The following is a 17,745-nucleotide window of genomic DNA, read 5'->3' on the forward strand; positions in this document are numbered from 1 at the left end:
GCGCCGCGCGCATCGACAGGGGGATGGCTATGCGTATCGGGGATATCTGTACTGTGCAAACCGTGCACTGCAAACGCGACATGACGGTGCAGGAAGCGGCGCTGTTGATGCGCACCCACCATGTCGGCGACTTGGTGGTGGTGGAGCAACCCAACGGCGAACAGGTTCCGGTGGGTATCATCACCGACCGCGACATCGTCATCTCCGTCATCGCGCTCGGGCTGGACCCGGCCAGCCTGCTGGTCGGCGACATTATGACCGAGGAGTTGATGACCGCCACCGAGGACGAGGACGTTTATGAAACCATCGAGCGCATGCGTTTCAAGAACATCCGCCGGCTGCCGGTGGTCAACAGCATGGGCGGCTTGAGCGGCATTGTCAGTGTCGACGACCTGCTCGAGTTCCTGGCCGAGGAGATGGGCGAGTTGTCGCGCATCAGCTCGGGCCAACTGGCCCACGAGAAGCAGGCCCGGCAATAATCCCGGCGCGGCGCACTCGAGGCGCCGCGGACGGCAAAACAAGCACCGCGCCCCGCTACGTGGTCAGCTCCGCCACGAAGTCGTACATGTCGCCCCTGAAATAGGAGCGGCAAAACTCCACCGCGCGGCCATCGCGCAAAAAGCCCAGGCGCTCGACCGACAGGCCGGCGTCGCCCGGCTTGGCCTGCAGCAGCGTGGCTTGCTCGGCGTTGAGCAGCAGCGCGCTCAGGCGCTGCAGCGCCCGCACCGGCCGGTTGCCGGCCCGCTCCAGCGCGTCGTACATTGAAATCTCCACCGCCTCCAGCGACGGCAGGCAGGCCGCGACGATGGTCGCGTACTCCAGGCACATCGGCACCTCGTCGGCGTAGCGGATGCGGTGGAAGCGGTACACCGGCGCGCCCGGACTGAGGCGCAGCCGCAGCGCCTCCTCCGGCGTCACCGTGCCGGCCGAGCGCTTGAGCCAGACGCTGCGCGGACTGCGCCCGCGCGCCCGCATGTCCTCGGAAAACGAGGTCAGCTTGGCGAAATTCTTTTCTATCCTGGTATTGATGAAGTTGCCCGAGCCGGGCCGGCGCACCAGCAGGCCTTCGCCGACCAGCCCGTCGATCGCCTTGCGCACCGTAATGCGCGACACCGACAGGTCGGCCGCCAGTTGCCGCTCGGCCGGCAGGGCTTCGTCCGGGCCGAGGATGCGTTGGTCGATCGCCTCGCGCAAGGCGCGCTGCAATTGCTGGTACAGGGGCAGGCTGCTGTTCTGCCCCAGGCTATGCATGATGTCAGCCAGGGTGGTCATACCGTCCTAATCTCCGTTGCGGCGCGTGCGTGCGCGCCTGCTTATTGTGGAATACCTCGTCCGATAATACCAAAAAAGGCCGTCCCAAGACCAATTTCCCGGATTTTATCTCTCGCCGCCAACAGCGCTGGCGTAAAGCCGCGGCGCGGGCCGCAAAAGTGGTCTGTATGTATCTCACAACGATAGAAAAAAAATATTCTAACTGGTAGTATTCTGGTATTGGACAGGAGTATATTGGCGTTGAATTGGTTTTGTAGGTGGTTGTACCGAAGGATCTGCACGATGCCGTTCGCGCGGCGGAATGGAAAGAAGATCTACGTTAAAAATGAAACGGTTTCGTCCGAAGCCGACATCAAGGGGGAGTACATGAAACGCAATTTGACACCTGGTAACGCTGTGCGCAACGCCGCGTCACGCAATCTGACACCGATCGCCGCTGGCGTCGCGATCCTGATCGCCGGCGCCGGTTTCGCCGCGCAAGCGCAAGCCCAGGAAGCGACGGCGGCGCCGGTTGCCGTGGTCACCGTCTCGGGCGTGCGCGCGTCGCTGGAGCAGTCGTTGAAGCAAAAACGCAACGCCGACTCGGTGGTCGAGGTGGTGACCGCCGAAGACATCGGCAAAATGCCCGACCGTAACGTCGCCGACGCGATCCAGCGCCTGCCAGGTGTGAATACGCAGTCCTCCGCCGGCGGCGAAGGCGGCTTCGGCGAAAACGACCGCGTCAGCCTGCGCGGCACCAGCCCGAGCCTGCAGCAAACCCTGTTCAACGGCCACGCCATCAGCACCGGCGACTGGTTCGTGTTGAACCAGTTCGGCGGCAACGTCGGGCGCAGCAGCAGCTTCTCGCTGTTGCCGTCGGAGCTGGTCAGCTCCGTCGTCGTCAAGAAGAGCGCGACCGCCGACCTGGTCGAGGGTGGCGTTTCCGGCGCCATCGACGTCATCACCCGCCGTCCGCTCGAGTTCAAGAAGCAGGTCACGGTCGAGGGTTCGGTGCAGGGGGTCTACAACGACCTGTCGAAAAAAACCGAGCCGCAACTCTCCGGCCTGGTCAACTGGAAGAACGACGGCAACACGCTGGGCGTGATGCTGCAGGCCTTCTCGCAGAAAACCTCGGTGCGCCGCGACGGCCAGGAAGTGCTCGGCTACACGCCGATCCTGGCCGACTCGCCCGCCGCGCAGCGCGACCCGTCGCTGGTCGGCGTGCAGGTGCCCACTTTCATCGGCGCGAGCTTGTTCGAGCAAGAGAAAACCCGCAAGGGCGGCGCCTTCGACGTTGAATTCAAGCCGACCAAGAACCTGACGTTGGACCTCAACGGCTTCTACTCGGAGCTGAAGGCGCCGCATCAAAACACCAACTGGCTGGCGGCGCCGGCCAACTCGATCCATCGCGACAAGCAGCTGCCGCTGCCCGGCTACACGGTGCGCAACGGCACGCTGGTCGGCGCCAGCTTCGCCAATAACTCGGGCGAAGTCGACAATATCTACCGCCCCGAGGCCGGCGGCGAGGCTTATTATGTCGATTTCAACGCCAAATACCGCGCCACCAACGACCTGACGTTCAGCGGCAAACTGGGCTCGACCCACGGCGTCGGCTACGACCGCAAAGACGTGTACTTCCAAAACAATATCGACAGCGGCGGCATGGCCTACCAGCTCAACGGCATGAGCCCGGCCAGCGTATCCTATCCGGGCGGCAGCACCGTCAAACCGGGCACCACCGCCTGGATGGGCGGCGGCGAAGCGCAATCGGTGGACAAGGAACGCTACGCCCAGGTCGACGGCGAGCTGCGCATCAGCAACGGCATCTGGGACGCCGTCAAGTTCGGTACCCGCTTCACCGACCACAAGCGCACCGCCGAGCACCCGGTGGAGGCGGGCCCGGGCGCGGGCGGCACGGCGGTACCGGGCCCTGCCTGGAACGGCCAGATGTATCCCGGCGACTTCGCCTCGGACCTGGGCGGCGGCCTGTCGTCGAACTACTTCAAGTACGACGGCGCGGCGATGGCGGCGTGGGGCTTGGCGGGTTACCGCAACCTGGACCCCGTCCAGCGCCACAACTGGGGCCATGAATTCAAGCTGCGGGAAAAGACCTCGGCGCTGTACGGCATGGCCAGCCTGGCCGGCGACGTCTGGAGCGGCAACGTCGGCGTGCGCGCCGTGCGCACCGAACAGACGACCCTGCTCAACAAGGCCGGCGGCCCGATCACCGGTTCCCTGTTCGGTTCCTACACCCAGCTCGAGTTGGAGCGCAGCTACACCGACTACCTGCCTAGCGCCAACGTCAAGTTCGACGTCAGCAAGGACCTGGTGGTGCGCGGCGCGCTGGCCAAGACCATGTCGCGTCCCGACTACAGCGCGCTGGGCGGTTCGGTGTCGCTGAACGACGACGCCCTCAGCGGTACCGGCGGCAACGCCCAGCTCAACCCGGTCAAGTCGGTCAACGCCGAAGTGAGCGCCGAGTGGTACTTCGCGCCGAAATCGGCGGTCTCGGTGGGCGTGTTCTACATGGACTTCTCGTCCATCGTTGCCCAAGGCACCAGCAGCGCGAGTTATTTCAACATCAAGCGAAACGCCAGCACGGTGTACCAGATCACGTCGCCGTTCAACACCACCGGCAAGAACAAGGGTGTCGAGCTGAGCTACCAGCAGCCGGTGCTGGGCAACTTCGGCGTACTGGCCAACTACACCTTCGCCGACGGCGAACTGGCCGGCGGCGGCGAAATGTTGAACGCGTCGAAAAACACGTACAACGTCACCGGTTTCTATGAAGACAACCGTTTCAGCGCGCGCCTGGCCTACAACTACCGCTCGGCCTACAAGGCCGGCGTCGACCGCGGCGCCAGCCAGCACGTCGACGACAGCAGCAGCCTGGCCGGTTCGTTGAACTACAAGATCAACGAGAATTTCACGCTGACCTTCGACGCATTGAACCTGACCAATACCACCATCAAAATGTACGCGGAGAATAAAGACCAGCCGCGGGCGTTTTACTCGAACGGCCGGACGTTCTACCTCGGTCTGCGCGGCAAGATGTAATCGTACGGGCCGACGCGCGCGCGGGGGTGCGGGCGTCGGTCTAGATTTCGGTTTGCCAAGGCGAGTCTCTTCACGGGACTTGCCTTTTTTTACGTCCGTCGCGCCCGGCATGACGGTGGAAACGCGATAAAAAAATAGCAAGTGGTAGTTATTTGGTATTTATTTGATGTATATTTAACGTAATTGGTTTTATATTGGTATATGTTTTAAGGTTCATCCACACAAGCAAAGCCCCGCCGTATCGAAGGGGCATCATCAAGGGGACGGTATGACGATGACATTGACACCGATTGCGGCGGCGGCCTTGCTGGCCGTCGCGGCGGCGGCCGACGCGCAGCAGGCGCACACGGCAGCGGCGGCGCCGGCCGGCGGCGCCGTCCAGGAAGTGGTGGTGACGGGCATCCGCGCGGCGCGCCAGCAGTCGCTGAACCAGAAGCGCAACAGCGACTCGGTGCTCGACGTGGTCAGCGCCGAGGACATCGGCAAGCTGCCCGACAAGAACGTCGCCGACGCGGTGCAGCGCGTGCCGGGCGTGAACATTTCATCGGCGGCCGGCGGCGACGGCGGTTTTTCCGAGAACGACCGCGTCAGCATCCGCGGCACCAGCCCCAGCCTGACCCAGACCCTGATCAACGGCCACGCCGTCGGCACCGGCGACTGGTTCGTCAACGACCAGGTCGGCACGGTCGGGCGCAGCGTCAGCTTCGCGCTGCTGCCGGCCGAAATCGTCAACCGCGTGACGGTGCAAAAGAGCGCCCAGGCCGACCTGGTCGAGGGCGGCGTGGCCGGCTCCGTCAATATTGAAACGCGCAAGCCGCTGTCGTTCAAGCAGCCGTTCACGGCCGAGCTGTCGCTGCAGGCGATTTACGCCGACCTGCCGGGCCGCACCGATCCGCAATTGAACGGCCTGCTCAACTGGAAGAACCAGGCCAACTCGCTGGGCGTGCTGCTGCAACTGTTTTCGCAAAAGCGCCACGAGCGGCGTGACGGCCAGGAATTCTTCGGTTACGCGCCGATCGCGCCGGACAGCCCGGCAGCGCGCGCCCATCCGGACCTGGCCGGGGTGCGCGCGCCGCTGGGCGTGAACGCCGCGCTGTTCGAGCAGCGCCGCAAGCGCAGCGGCGGCAGCTTCGACATCCAGCTCAAGCCGCACGCCGACCTGACGCTCGACCTGAACGGCTTCGCCTCCAAGCTCGAGGCGGCCAACTACAACCGCAGCTTCTACAGCCAGCCGGGCGCCAACCTGAACGCGGTCGACGCCGACGGCAAGCCGGTCGGCGTGGTGCCGTCCCAGTACACGGTGCGCAACAACACGCTGGTGGCGGCGCTGTTCCCGGCGTCGCAGTACCCGGGCGCCGGCGCCGACGGCCGCCACAACGCCCAGTTGTACCCGGCCATGGTGGACCAGATCTACCGGCCCGGATCGCACTCGTCGACCGCCTACCTCGACCTCAATGGCAGTTACCGCGCCAGCGAGCGCCTGCGCCTGTCGGCCAGCGCCGGCGGCACCCGCGGCGTCGGCGCAACACCGGACGACCTCGGCTACGAGGCCGGCCTGACCGGGGCCGGCATGTCCTACCGGCTGAACGGCCTGGCGCCGGCGCAGATGGGCTTTCCCGGCCTGGACGTGTCCAGGTTCGGCAACGCCGTGACGGCCTCCGGCTGGGGCTCGCACGTGAAAACCCTGGACACCGAGCAGTACGGCCAGGCCGACGCCGAGCTGAGCATCGGCGACGGCGTCTGGGAGTCGGCCAAGGCCGGCCTGCGCTACGCGGCGCACCACCGCAACGTCGGCTGGCCCGAAAACCGCGGTTGCGCGCGCTGCGACGGCAGCGCCGCCGCGCCCCTGCCGGTGTGGAACGGCGCCACTTATCCGGCCAATTACGGCAACACCCTGGGCGGCGGCGCGTTCGGCCGTTACTGGCAGTTGAACCCGGCCGCGGTGCAAGCCTGGGCCGACCAGTACGACACGGCGGGCGGGCCGAATTCGCGCAACTGGCCGGCCGAGCTGGACGTCAAGGAAAGGAACCTCGCGGCCTACGCGATGCTCAACCTGGCCGGCGCGCAGTGGCGCGGCAACGTCGGCGTGCGCGTCGTGCGCACGCGCCAGAGCACGGTGACGAATGTGCCGGGCGGACCGAACCCGATCAGCCAGGACAGCATCTTCGGCCAGTACACGCCGACCCTGGCCGAGCACAGTTACACCGACGTGCTGCCCAGCGCCAACTTCAAGTTCGATCTGAGTCCGGCCCTGGTGGCGCGCGTCGCCGTCGCCAAGACCATGGCGCGGGCCGACTACAGCGCGCTGGTGGGGGCGGTCAACCTGAACGACCAGCTGCTGACCGGCAGCGGCGGCAACCCGGACCTGAAACCGATCCGCTCGACCAACTACGACGCCACGCTGGAATGGTATTTCGCGCCGAAGGCGCTGCTGTCGGCCGGCGTGTTCTACATGGACATGGCGTCCTACGTCACGTTCGGCACCGCGCCGGTCACGTATTACAACAACACCTTCAAAAAGTTCAACACCTACGTGATCCAGTCGCCGGCCAATATCGGCGCCAAAAACCGGGGCGTCGAGCTGAGCTACCAGCAGGGCCTGTGGGGCGGCTTCGGCGTGCTGGGCAACTACACCTACACCGACGGCAAGGCGGCCGACGGCGCGCCGATGGTGGGCAGCTCGAAGGCCACCTACAACCTGGAAGCGTATTACGAGGACGCGCGCCTGAGCACGCGGCTGGCCTACACCTACCGCTCGACCTTCCTGTCCGGCTTGTTCAGCAGCTCGCCGCAGCATGTCGACGCGGTGGGCAACCTGGCCGCGTCGCTCAACTACAAGCTCAGCGAGCGCTATTCGCTGACCTTTGACGCGTTGAACCTGAACAACGCGGTGCTGAAATCCTACGGCGCCACCCGCGACCAGCCGACCGCGCTGTACGCCAACGGCCGCCAGTACTATTTCGGCCTGCGCGCCAAGTTGTAAGCCGCCGGCGCCCTCCAGGAAAGTATGATGAACCCACCCAGCCAACGTTACCTGTCGCTCGACGTCCTGCGCGGCTTGACCGTCACCTTGATGATCATCGTAAACACCCCGGGCAACGAGGCCGGCACCTACGCGCCGCTGCTGCACGCGCTGTGGCACGGTTTCACGCCCACCGACCTGGTCTTCCCGACCTTCCTGTTCGTGGTCGGCAACGCGCTCAGTTTCGCGCTGCCGAAGTACGCGGCGCTGGGCCATGCCGCCGTGTGCGCCAGGATCGGCCGGCGTAGCGCATTGATCTTCCTGCTCGGTTTCCTGCTGTACTGGTTTCCGTTTATCAAGCCCGACGCCGCCGGCGCGTGGACGCTGGCGCCGCTGGCCGCGACGCGGATTCCCGGCGTGCTGCAGCGCATCGCCCTGTGTTTCGGCTTGGCCGCGCTGATCCTCCACTTCTGGCGGGAGCGCGGCGCGCTGCTGTTCTGCGCGGTGGCGCTGCTGGGCCACTGGTTCGCCCTGGCCCAGTTCGGCGACTATACGCTGGCCGGCAACGCCGGCCTGAAACTGGACCTGTACTTGCTGGGCGAGCGCCACCTGTATCGCGGCGAGGGCATCGCCTTCGACCCGGAGGGCGTGCTGGGCACTTTGCCGGCCACGGTCAACGTCATCGCCGGCTACTACGCCGGGCGCCTGATCCAGTCCCGGGGGCAGGGCGTCGACAGCATGCTGAAACTCGCATGCGCCGGCCTGGCTTGCGTGGCCATCGGCTTGTGCTGGAACGGCGTACTGCCAATCAACAAGAAATTGTGGACCGGCTCGTACGCGCTTTATACGGTCGGGCTCGACCTGCTGATCCTGCCGCTGCTGATGTATCTCATCGAACGCCGCAAGCCCGGACGATGGACCTATTTCTTCGAGGTGTTCGGCAAGAACACCCTGTTCATTTACCTGCTGTCCGAGATCGCCGTGGTGCTCCTGTTCACGCTGAAGATCGGCGGGCAAAGCGCGTATTCCTGGCTGTTCACCAGCGTGTTCCAGGGGCTAGCCGGCGCGTCCGTCAGCTCGCTGCTGTTCGCTGTCGCCTTCATGCTGGCGTGCTGGCTGGTTGGCTACGCGTTGGACCGGGCTGGGCTTTACATCAAGGTTTAAGCGCGGCAAGCCGCAGGTGATGCGCGAGGCCGAACTGGGCAAGCGCGTGGCCGACAAGCTGGCCAAAATTACCTTGCTCGGCGGCGCCGAGCGCTGGGTGCTGGTGCATCTGGAAGTGCAGGGGCGGCGCGAGGGCCGCTTCGCCGAGCGCATGTTCGTCTGCAACTATCGCATTTACGACCACTACCGGCGTCCCGTCGCCAGCCTGGCGCTGCTGGCCGACGGCAGCGCGTCGTGGAAGCCGGATACCTTCGGCTATCGCCTGTTCGGCTGCGACATGCGCTTCAGTTTTCCGGTGGTGAAACTGAGCGATTACGCCGGCCAAATCGAGCAATTGCTGCGGGACGACAACCCGTTTGCGCTGGTGACGGCGGCGCACTTGCTGACGCGCCAAACCAAGGGCGACGTGGCGCGCCGGGCGGCGGCGAAGCGCCGTCTTTTTGTACTGCTATTCCAGCGAAACTGGGACAAACAACGTATCATCGACTTCCTCAACGTCATAGACTGGATGATGCGTTTACCCGCCGAATTGAACGATGAATTGTGGGCCGACATCCAGGCAATGGAAAGGAGCGATACGATGCCTTACATGAGTTACTTTGAGCGTAAATTTCGCGACGAAGGCCGGCAAGCGGGGCGGCAGGAAGGCCGCCAGCAGGGCAGCATCGAAGGACGTCGCGGCATGCTGTCGGCGTTGCTCGAAGAGCGTTTCGGCGCCTTGCCGAGTACGCTCAAGGAACGCCTGGCCGATGCCGGCGACGAGCAGTTGATGGCTTGGAGCAAGGCGCTGCTGCGCGCGTCAACCCTCGACGAAGTGTTCGGCCTTGAGTAGCCCCGCGGGCGCTTGCCTGGCCGCTTGTTTGCGCCAGGGTTAAAATTTCAAGCGCAGGCCGTGGCGGTTCGCCAGCGCAACGATGAGCATCATGCAGGCGGTCACCGCGGCGGCGTTCAGCAGTCCCGCGCCGCCGCCCGTCGCCAAATACGGCCACCAGAGGCGCGGCAAGCGCAGCAGCGCCGCGAGCTGCTCGCACAGGTCCGGGACGATGTAGGCAAACAGGGCGTTGCCGCCGGCGGGCAGCAGCGGCGCGCTCCAGCGCCGCCATGCCAGCACGTCGATCACTATATAAAACAGCAGGAATAAGGCCAGCGCGGCCCCCGCGCACACCAGCGTGTAGGACTCGGTGGCGTGGATTTTGTTGATATGGTGGTAGGGGCGCAGCAGCATGCCGGCCGCCACCAGCCCGGCGGCGAACCAGGCCATGAAGCCGATGCGCTGCCCGTGCGAGGTGGCGGGCGCGTCGCCGTCGCGCACGAACAGGGTGCCGACGACGGTACCGGCAAGCACGTTCGCGGCGGTCGATCCCAGCAGTTCCGGCACGTTGACGAGTTGCGTCAACTGCGCCGGCAGGAAATCCAGGCTGCCGACCCGGCCGCCCATGTACAGCGCGACCAAGCCGGCCAGCGCGCCCATCAGGGCGGCGCGGTTGCCGCCGGTGGCCAGGTAAATCAGGCTGCAGAACAGGTAGGTCCAGCCTATCATGCCGAGGATGCCCCACCAGCTGTGCTGCAGCCAGACGCGGTCGAATTCGCCGTTGAGCGTGCCGCGAAACGCCAGCAGCAGCGCCAGCATCAGCGCGGCGCCGGTGTAGAAGGCGGCGCCGCGGCTGGCGCTTTGCCGCCACAGCAGGATCAGCGCGGCGTAAAACAGCACGAAGTACAGCGCGCGCGGCAGCGCCGCGGCGGCCGCGTCGTAGCGGTAGGCGTTGGCCAGCACGACGCCGGCGAGCATCAGGCCGGCGGCGCGCCAGCCCAGCCGGCCCAGCAGCGGCAAGCCGACGCGGCCGCGCTGGCGCTGCAGCGCCAGTGGAATCGCCACGCCGACAATGAACAGGAAGGCCGGGAACACCAGGTCGGGCAGGGTGACGCCGTCGGCGCCGGCGCCGGCGTGCTCGAGCCAGTGCGGCAGGCCCGGCATCCCGGCAATGTAGTTGAGCCAGACCATGGCCAGGACGACGAAGCCGCGGAAGGCGTCCAGGCTGAGCAGTCGTGCGGGAACGGGCGTGGCGGCTGGCGCGACGGGCATGGTGCGGCTTTCGGTGGCGCCGCGCCGGCGCGGCGCCGCGGCGTGGCGTGACGTCCTTACTTCGCGGCGGTGGTTGCGGCCGGGCGGTTCAGCCACAACGTCCAGAAGCGCGCCAGGTCGCCCAGGCCGTCGTTGCCTTGCACCGTCGCCAGTGTTTTGACGGCGTCGTCCTTGCGGCCGGCCATCGCGTACGAGTAGCCCAGGCGCAGCTTGGCGTCTTCGGGACGCTTCAGGCCGCCTTTGGCGATGCCTTTTTGGATCAGCTCGATACCCTTGTCGAACTGGTCCATCGTGACATACGCGTAACCCAGGTTGACGAAGCCGGTGCCGTCCTTGGCCTTGGCGGCGGCCGCTTCGCCGGCGCCGATATTCTTCTGGTCGTCGGCCGTGCCCTTGGCGGCCTGGTCGCGCAGCTTCTTGTGCTTGGCGCCGTTCGGGCCGGTGCCCAGCAAGCCGGCGGCGAAGCCGGCGTCCAGGACCTTTTTCGCCTCGGCCGGGAAGGCCGCCTGCAACGCCAGTTCGGCCATTTCGGTGTATTCATCCGGCGCCATCGCCTTCACCGCGGCGAATTCGAGGCGCAACACGTCGAGCTGGAAGCGCGCCGAGTAACCGTCCTTACCCTGGGTGCGGCTGAGCAGGTCGGTCCAGTAGTCGTCGCTCGGGTAGTACTTGACCAACTGTTCCAGCGCGACCAGGTAGGTGGCCTTGTCCTTGGTCTTGGCGCCGGTGTTGGCCAGCAATTGCAGGGCGTCCAGCGGCGGCGTCGTGCCGGCTTGCTGGTTGGCCTTCAAGTCGGCCAGCAATTCCTGCTTGGCCCGCTCCAGCTCGTTGCCGAAGTAGTAGGCGCGGATGATGTAAGGGCGCACCGTGGCCAGGTCGCCGGTCTCGGTTTGATGCCGCTTGTACCAGGTGATCGCCTTCGGGTAGTCCTTGGCGTTGTAGTGGTAGTTGGCCAGCGCCTGGATGAAGGCGCCCTTCTCGGCCTTGTCCAGGCGACCCGATTCAATCACCGCTTCGAGCGCGGTGATGGCCATGGCGTTGTTGTTGGTGGACGAGGCCAGCGCGACGCGCAGGCGGTTCAGCACGAACGTCTCGTAGGCGCTCTTGTCGGCCAGCGCCTCGGCGCGGTCGATGCGGCTTTGCACCTCGGCGTAGTTCTTCGCCTCCATCAGGGCCGACATCTCGGTCGGATTGATCAGCTTGAACATTTCCTGGCGCACCGAGTCGGCTTTCGGCGCCGCCGCCGCCGGGGCGTCGGCCGCCTGGGCCAGCGACGCGCCGGCCAGCACCGGGGCGAGGTTCAGGCCGATGGCGGCCAGCAGCAGAGTAAGACGGGCGAGACGGAATTGGGACATGGTAAATCCTTCAATCAATGGCGAAGTGACGGGCTGGCGGGTAAAGCGCGCGGCCGCGTCGCAATGGGTTGGAGAGAATAATCGAAAATCGCGAAGAACGGTATTCTGCCACGCCCGCCGGTGAACAGGCGGGGCCAGCGCCGTCCTGGCCGGCAAGACGCGTATTGTCACATAAACTGCGCGGCGCGATCGCTCAACAGCGCGGCGTCGCCGCGCGGCAGCGCCAGGCCGGCGTCGTCGAACAGCAGGCAGCGCCGCGGCGGCAGGTGCAGGGCGACGCGCTGGCCCGGCAGCGGCGGCGCGGCGTCGGCCGGCTGCCTGAACGCCAGCAGCCCGGGGGCGCCGTCCAGCGCCGCGTACACCAGCGACTGGTCGCCCAGGTATTCGACGTGGCCGACGCCGGCGGCGACGACGTTGGCGCCGGCCGCGCCGGGCGCGCGCGACGCGATGTGCTCGGCGCGCACGCCCAGCGTCAGCGGCGTGCCGGCGGCCAGGCCGGCGCCGTCGGCCGCCACCGCGACGGCGGCGCCGTCCGGCAGGCGCACGCGCACGCCGGCGGCGTCGGCGGCCAACACCCGGCAGGCGACCAAGTTCATCTTCGGCGCGCCCAGGAAGCCGGCCACGAACAGGTTGCCGGGGTGGTTGTACAGTTCATGCGGCGTGCCCACCTGCTCGATGCGCCCGCCGTTGAAGACGACGATGCGCTGGCCCAGCGTCATCGCCTCGACCTGGTCGTGGGTGACGTAGACCATGGTGGTGCGCAGCTCGCGGTGCAGGCGGCTGATCTCGACGCGCATCTGCACCCGCAGGCTGGCGTCCAGGTTCGACAACGGCTCGTCGAACAGGAACACCTGCGGCTTGCGCACGATGGCGCGGCCGATCGCCACGCGCTGGCGCTGGCCGCCGGACAGGTCCTTCGGCTTGCGCCCCAGCAGCGGCTCGATCTGCAGGATGGCGGCGGCGCGCCCGACCGCCGCCTTCACCTCGGCCGCCTTGTGGCCGGCCAGCTTGAGGGCGAACGCCATGTTCTCGAACACCGTCATGTGCGGGTACAGCGCGTACGACTGGAACACCATCGCCAGGCCGCGCCGCGCCGGCGCGACGTCGTTGGCCAGGCGCCCGCCGATGTGCAGCTCGCCGCCGCTGATGTCCTCCAGCCCGGCGATCATGCGCAGCAGGGTCGACTTGCCGCAGCCGGACGGGCCGACGAAGACGACGAATTCGCCGTCGGCGATGTCGAGGTCGACGCCGTGGATGACGGTGTGCCGCTCGTCGTAGCGCTTGACGATGTTTTTCAGGGAAATTTGGGCCATGGACGCTGCCCGTTACGCGGTGGCGGCGTGGCCGGCGCCGGCGTCGGCGCCGTCCTGGCGCGCGCGGATCGGCATGAAGCGCGACAGCAGCAGCACCGGCAACGCCGCCAGCAGCACCCACAGGAAGAAGTGCTGGTAGCCCAGCGCGGTCTGGACGGCGCCGCTGACCATCTTGAACAGCACGAAGCCGAGCTGCATCACGCCGGTGGCGAAGGCGTAGTGGGCGGTCTGGTATTTGCCGACGGCGACCACCTGCATCATGAACAGGATCAGGCCGACGAAGCCGAAGCCGTAGCCGAACATCTCGACGCTGAGGGCGCCGGCGATCAGCGTGATGTCGCTCGGCAGCGCATGGCTCAGGTAGTAGAACACCAGGTTCGGCAGGTTCATCGCCAGGATCAGGAAGGGCATCGCCCGCTTCAGGCCGAGCCAGGACGTGAAGTAGCCGCCGCCTATGCTGCCCAGCACGAAGGCGACCGTGCCGGCGGTGCCGTAGACGGCGCCCACTTCGGTGGTCGACAGGCCCAGCCCGCCGAGCGCGCGCGCCTCGCGCAGGAACAGCGGTCCAATGGTCTGCACCTGCGCCTCGCCGGCGCGGAACAGGATGATGAAGACGATCGCCAGCCAGATGCCGGGCTTCTTGAAGAACTCCACCAGCACGTCCCACAGCGTGGCGGCGATGGCGCCGACGTCCTGCCTGGCCAGCGCCGGGTTCGGCGCCAGCGGCAGCGCCCACGAATGGTAGAAGGCCAGCAGCAGCAGCATCGCGCCGAGGATCAGGAAGATGATGGTCCAGGCCGGCGCGACGCCGAGGGTTTTCTCGAAATGGCCGGCCAGGATCACCAGGCCGCCCAGCGAGATGAACTTGCCGGCGTTGAAGAAGGCGCCGGTCCAGCCGGCGTAGGCGGCCTGCTGCTTGTCCGACAGGCTGGCGATGTACAGGCCGTCGCAGGCGATGTCGTGGGTGGCCGAGGCGATCGCCGCCAGCGCGAGCACGCCGATGCAAACGGCGAACCAGGCCGGCGTCTGCAGCGCCAGCGCGACCAGGCCCAGGCTCAGGCCGCCGACCAGCTGGAAGCCGACGACGATGATTTTCTTGCTCGGCGCCAGCTCCAGGAACGGGCTCCAGAGCGGCTTGAAGACCCAGGCGAAGCCGATCAGTCCGGTCCAGTAGGCGATGTCGGCGTTCGACACGCCCATGCTCTTGAACATCAGGCCGGCCACCAGCGCCACCGCGTAGAACGGCAGGCCCTGGGCGAAGTACAGGGTGGGAATCCAGGTGGCCGGATTGCGGGTTGTTTTGTCTGTATCGATCATGCGAGTCTCCTGTTTTTATCGTGCGGGTGCGCCAAGCGCTCCCTTATTCGAAACCCGGCACCGGGCAGCGGCCCGCGGCGTCCAGTTCGCCGCCCAGCCAGGCGTTGACGGCGGCCAGCGCCGGCGCCGCGAAGCCGTAGGTCAGCAGGGCCGGCGCGTCGATGTCGAGCGCCTGGTAGGGGTTCCACAGCGCCAGGTGCAGGTCCGGGCGCCAGCTGGCGCGCGCCCGCGGACCGTAGCGCAGGCGCGAGGTCGAGGCCAGCACCACGAAGCGGCCGTCGGCGGGCAGCGCGGCCCAGTCGAAGCGTTCGGCGTCGGCGAAGGTGACCATGTCGACGTCGTACAACTGGCCCAGCGAGGCCGCCAGCGCCGCCGCCGGCACGCCGGCCTCGGAGACGCCGTCGCTGACGACGTCCTGGCGCACCACCAGGCGCAGCCTGGCGCCGGCCGGCGGGCGCCGCGGCGCGCCGCGCGCGCTCAGGCCGCGGCGCCAGGCGGCGGCCATCAGCGCGCGGTCGGCCTCGTCCTCGGGGTAGTCGCGGGCCTGGCACGGGTAGGCCTTCGCCAGCGCCGCCAGGCGCGCCAGGCGGCTTCGCACCTGTTCCATGTCGAGTTCGCCGGAGGCGATCGCCGCGGCGATCGCCGCCAGCGTTTCCTCCTGGGTCGCGGCGGTGCCCAGCGCCATCACCATGTCGGCGCCGGCTCCCAGGGCGCGCACGGCGGCGTTGCCGACGCCGTAGCGCCCGGCGATGGCGTGCATGTCCATGCCGTCGGTGATGATGACGCCGTCGTAGCGCCACTCTTCGCGCAGCAGCTGGTGCAGGATGCGCCGCGACATCGTCGCCGGGTTGTCGGCGTCCAGCGCCGGGTAGACGATGTGCGCCGTCATCATGGCCGGCGCCAGCGGCGCGGCGGCGCGGAACGGCGCGAACTCGAACCGTTCCAGTTCTTCCAAGGGCTTGTCGACGCGCGGCAGGTCGCGGTGCGAGTCGACGTGGGTGTCGCCGTGGCCGGGGAAGTGCTTGACGCAGCAGGCCACGCCCTCGCTGTGGCTGCCGGCCATCCAGGCCATCGCCAGCTCGGTGGCGCGGCGCGGGTCGGCGCCGAAGGAGCGCTCGGCGATGACCGGGTTGTCGGGGTTGTTGTTGAGGTCCAGCACCGGCGCGAAGTTCCAGTTGAAGCCGAGCGAGCGCGCCGCCCGCGCCACCGCCGCGCCGACCGCGCGCGCCAGCTCGGCGTCGTCGGCGGCGCCCAGCGCCATCGCCGCCGGCGGCGCCGGCACCCAGGTCGAGCGCACCACGGCGCCGCCTTCCTGGTCGATGGCGATCAGCGACTGCGGCCCCATCGCCGCGCGCAGGTCGGCGGTCAGGCGCGCCAACTGGGTGGAATCGACCATGTTGGCGCGGAACAGGCAGACCGCGCGGATGGCGTTGGCGCGCAGGAACTCGGCGGTGGCGGCGTCCAGCTCGGTGCCGGGAAAGCGGATCATGATCAGTTGGCCGGCCAGGCGGCGGAAGGTGTGGTTGTCGTGTGCTTGTGTCATTTCACTGCTCCGTCCATGCCGCGCATGAAGAATCGTTGGGTAAATAGGAAGGCCGCCAGGGTCGGCAAGATGGTCAAAATGGTGCCGGCCGCGACCACGCGGGTGCTGCTGCCGAAGGTGCCGCGCAGGTACAGCACGCCCACCGACAGCGGAAACTCGTCGGGTTTGCTCATGACGATCGAGGGCCAGATGTATTCGTTCCAGGACTCGACGGCGGTGAGCACGCCGACCGTGGCCAGCCACGGCGCGATCAAGGGCAGCATGATCTTGCTGAAGATGGTCCACTCGGAGGCGCCGTCGACGCGGGCGGCGTCGACCAGGTCTTGCGGCACCTCCTCGAAGGCTTGCTTGAGCAGCAGGATGGCGACCGCCGTGACCAGGTTCGGCAGCAGCACGCCGGTGTAGGTGTCGACCAGGCTCAGTTGGGTGACGGTGATGAAGTTGACCAGGAAGTTGACCTCCGACGGCAGCACCAGCGTGGCCAGGATCAGGCCGAACACCAGCTTGCGGCCGCGGAAGCGCAGGCGCGCCAGCGGGTAGGCCGCCATCGAGCACAGCAGCAGCTTCCAGAACACCGTGCAGGCGGCGATCAAGAGCGAGTTCTTGTAGAAGGCCAGCATCGGGATGGCGCGGAACACCTCGGCGAAGTTGGCCAGCGACGGCGCCCGCGGCCAGAAGGTCGGCGGGAAGGCGAAGATGTTGCCCTCGGTCGAGAGCGCCGTCACCAGCGTCCACCAGAACGGGAACACGCACAGCAGCGCCAGCGCGCACAGCAACAGGTAGCGCGCCAGCAGCGCGGCCGCGCCGGCCGGGTGGAATCGGCGCCGCCTCATCGCCGCCCCGGTTTCAGGTAGCGCAGGCAGAGCAGGGCGATGCCGACGCAACACAGCGACACCACCATGCTGGCGGCCAGCGCGCGCGGCAGCTTCAAGTGCTTCAAGCCCTGGTCGTAGGCGTAGTACAGCGCCGTGAAGGTCGAGTTCATCGGCCCGCCCTGGGTCAGCACGTCGACTTCCTGGTAGGCCTTGAGCGCGGCCAGCACCGACAGGATCGAGCACAGCGCGATGGTCGGGCGCAGCACCGGCACGGTGATTTTCCAAAACATCTGCCAGCGGTTGGCGCCGTCCAGCACGGCCGCCTCCCGCATGTCCGAGGGGATCGCCTGCAGCGCCGCCAGGTACATCACCATGTACCAGCCCAGGCCGCGCCACAGCGTCACGAACATCACCGCGAACAGCGCCAGCGCGTCGTCCGAGAGCCAGCCGACCGGCGCGTTGACCAGGCGCAGCGTTTGCAGCGCGTAGTTCAGCGCGCCCTGTTCGTGGAACATGAAGCCCCACATGATGCCGACCACCGAGACGGTGGTCACCACCGGCACGTAGAAGGCGGCGCGGAACAGGGCGATGCCGGGCAGGCGCTGGTTGACCAGCACCGCCAGGGCCAGCGCGCCGACCTGGGTGAACGGCACCACCAGCAGGAATAGCAGCGAGTTGAGCAGGCCGGTGACGAACATCTCGTTGTCGAAGATGTAGCGGAAGTTGGCCAGGCCGACCCAGGAGGTCGGCCGCACCAGGCTGTAGTCGGTGAAGGCCAGGTAGGAGCCGAAGCCGACCGGCCAGAACGAAAACAGCGCCAGTAGCAGCATAGCCGGCGCCAGGAACAACCAGGCTTGGGTGGTGTGGCGGTGGGTGCTGGCCATG

13 protein-coding genes are annotated in these 17,745 nt (G+C 67.1%); 5 read left to right on the top strand and 8 right to left on the bottom strand.

Annotated elements, in window-relative coordinates; translation table 11 throughout:
- The first annotated feature begins 29 nt into the window (after positions 1 to 29).
- Positions 30 to 479 (top strand): CBS domain-containing protein, encoded by a 450-nt coding sequence (locus JANGC3_RS0122550; protein WP_026133362.1) that lies wholly within the window; start codon positions 30 to 32, stop codon positions 477 to 479.
- 55 nt (positions 480 to 534) lie between these two features.
- Here the strand turns inward: JANGC3_RS0122550 and JANGC3_RS0122555 are convergent, their stop codons facing one another.
- The gene (locus JANGC3_RS0122555; protein ID WP_017878756.1) at positions 535 to 1,272 is read right to left on the bottom strand and encodes a GntR family transcriptional regulator; all 738 of its coding nucleotides are present in this window, start codon (positions 1,270 to 1,272) and stop codon (positions 535 to 537) included.
- Positions 1,273 to 1,638: 366 nt separating this feature from the next.
- Here JANGC3_RS0122555 and JANGC3_RS0122560 point away from each other — a divergent pair, with 366 nt between their 5' ends.
- The 4 genes from JANGC3_RS0122560 (at position 1,639) to JANGC3_RS29870 (ending at position 9,266) form a co-directional block, all read left to right on the top strand.
- Positions 1,639 to 4,308, top strand: coding sequence for a TonB-dependent receptor (locus JANGC3_RS0122560; protein ID WP_157406831.1), 2,670 nt, complete (start codon positions 1,639 to 1,641; stop codon positions 4,306 to 4,308).
- A 268-nt stretch (positions 4,309 to 4,576) separates the two neighbouring features.
- On the top strand, positions 4,577 to 7,291 hold the full coding sequence (locus JANGC3_RS0122565) for a TonB-dependent receptor (protein ID WP_026133363.1): 2,715 nt from the start codon (positions 4,577 to 4,579) through the stop codon (positions 7,289 to 7,291).
- Between the two features lie 24 nt (positions 7,292 to 7,315).
- Complete coding sequence (locus JANGC3_RS0122570; RefSeq protein ID WP_017878759.1) at positions 7,316 to 8,434, top strand: acyltransferase family protein; 1,119 nt, start codon at positions 7,316 to 7,318, stop codon at positions 8,432 to 8,434.
- Positions 8,435 to 8,453: 19 nt separating this feature from the next.
- Positions 8,454 to 9,266: a hypothetical protein gene (locus JANGC3_RS29870; RefSeq protein ID WP_017878760.1), complete on the top strand. Its 813-nt coding sequence runs from the start codon at positions 8,454 to 8,456 to the stop codon at positions 9,264 to 9,266.
- A 39-nt stretch (positions 9,267 to 9,305) separates the two neighbouring features.
- On the opposite strand, the gene JANGC3_RS0122580 is transcribed toward JANGC3_RS29870, so the two are convergent.
- The 7 genes from JANGC3_RS0122580 to JANGC3_RS0122610 form a co-directional block, all read right to left on the bottom strand.
- Complete coding sequence (locus JANGC3_RS0122580; RefSeq protein ID WP_157406833.1) at positions 9,306 to 10,517, bottom strand: DUF5009 domain-containing protein; 1,212 nt, start codon at positions 10,515 to 10,517, stop codon at positions 9,306 to 9,308.
- Between the two features lie 56 nt (positions 10,518 to 10,573).
- Positions 10,574 to 11,872: a tetratricopeptide repeat protein gene (locus tag JANGC3_RS0122585; RefSeq protein WP_017878762.1), complete on the bottom strand. Its 1,299-nt coding sequence runs from the start codon at positions 11,870 to 11,872 to the stop codon at positions 10,574 to 10,576.
- Between the two features lie 167 nt (positions 11,873 to 12,039).
- A complete protein-coding gene (locus tag JANGC3_RS0122590; protein WP_017878763.1) occupies positions 12,040 to 13,185 on the bottom strand; it encodes an ABC transporter ATP-binding protein in 1,146 nt (381 codons plus the stop codon).
- Between the two features lie 12 nt (positions 13,186 to 13,197).
- A complete protein-coding gene (locus JANGC3_RS0122595; RefSeq protein ID WP_017878764.1) occupies positions 13,198 to 14,502 on the bottom strand; it encodes an MFS transporter in 1,305 nt (434 codons plus the stop codon).
- Positions 14,503 to 14,545: 43 nt separating this feature from the next.
- Positions 14,546 to 16,045, bottom strand: a complete 1,500-nt coding sequence (nagZ, locus tag JANGC3_RS0122600) for a beta-N-acetylhexosaminidase (RefSeq protein ID WP_017878765.1) — start codon at positions 16,043 to 16,045, stop codon at positions 14,546 to 14,548.
- Entirely contained in the window at positions 16,042 to 16,878 is an 837-nt protein-coding gene (locus JANGC3_RS0122605; RefSeq protein ID WP_017878766.1) for a carbohydrate ABC transporter permease, read from the bottom strand. Before JANGC3_RS0122605 ends, nagZ begins: the two co-directional genes overlap by 4 nt.
- Entirely contained in the window at positions 16,875 to 17,744 is an 870-nt protein-coding gene (locus JANGC3_RS0122610) for a carbohydrate ABC transporter permease (protein ID WP_017878767.1), read from the bottom strand. The genes JANGC3_RS0122605 and JANGC3_RS0122610 overlap by 4 nt, the downstream gene beginning before the upstream one ends.
- Position 17,745 lies beyond the last annotated feature (1 nt).

Source organism: Janthinobacterium sp. CG3 (assembly GCF_000344615.1).
Taxonomy (GTDB): Bacteria; Pseudomonadota; Gammaproteobacteria; order Burkholderiales; family Burkholderiaceae_D; genus Janthinobacterium.

Bases quoted from the DNA above. Each gene is read 5' to 3' on its own strand.
- JANGC3_RS0122550 (WP_026133362.1), top strand. From the start codon at position 30: ATGCGTATCGGGGATATCTGTACTGTGCAAACCGTGCACTGCAAACGC.
- JANGC3_RS0122555 (WP_017878756.1), bottom strand. From the start codon at position 1,272: ATGACCACCCTGGCTGACATCATGCATAGCCTGGGGCAGAACAGCAGC.
- JANGC3_RS0122560 (WP_157406831.1), top strand. From the start codon at position 1,639: ATGAAACGCAATTTGACACCTGGTAACGCTGTGCGCAACGCCGCGTCA.
- JANGC3_RS0122565 (WP_026133363.1), top strand. From the start codon at position 4,577: ATGACGATGACATTGACACCGATTGCGGCGGCGGCCTTGCTGGCCGTC.
- JANGC3_RS0122570 (WP_017878759.1), top strand. From the start codon at position 7,316: ATGATGAACCCACCCAGCCAACGTTACCTGTCGCTCGACGTCCTGCGC.
- JANGC3_RS29870 (WP_017878760.1), top strand. From the start codon at position 8,454: ATGCGCGAGGCCGAACTGGGCAAGCGCGTGGCCGACAAGCTGGCCAAA.
- JANGC3_RS0122580 (WP_157406833.1), bottom strand. From the start codon at position 10,517: ATGCCCGTCGCGCCAGCCGCCACGCCCGTTCCCGCACGACTGCTCAGC.
- JANGC3_RS0122585 (WP_017878762.1), bottom strand. From the start codon at position 11,872: ATGTCCCAATTCCGTCTCGCCCGTCTTACTCTGCTGCTGGCCGCCATC.
- JANGC3_RS0122590 (WP_017878763.1), bottom strand. From the start codon at position 13,185: ATGGCCCAAATTTCCCTGAAAAACATCGTCAAGCGCTACGACGAGCGG.
- JANGC3_RS0122595 (WP_017878764.1), bottom strand. From the start codon at position 14,502: ATGATCGATACAGACAAAACAACCCGCAATCCGGCCACCTGGATTCCC.
- nagZ (WP_017878765.1), bottom strand. From the start codon at position 16,045: ATGACACAAGCACACGACAACCACACCTTCCGCCGCCTGGCCGGCCAA.
- JANGC3_RS0122605 (WP_017878766.1), bottom strand. From the start codon at position 16,878: ATGAGGCGGCGCCGATTCCACCCGGCCGGCGCGGCCGCGCTGCTGGCG.
- JANGC3_RS0122610 (WP_017878767.1), bottom strand. From the start codon at position 17,744: ATGGCCAGCACCCACCGCCACACCACCCAAGCCTGGTTGTTCCTGGCG.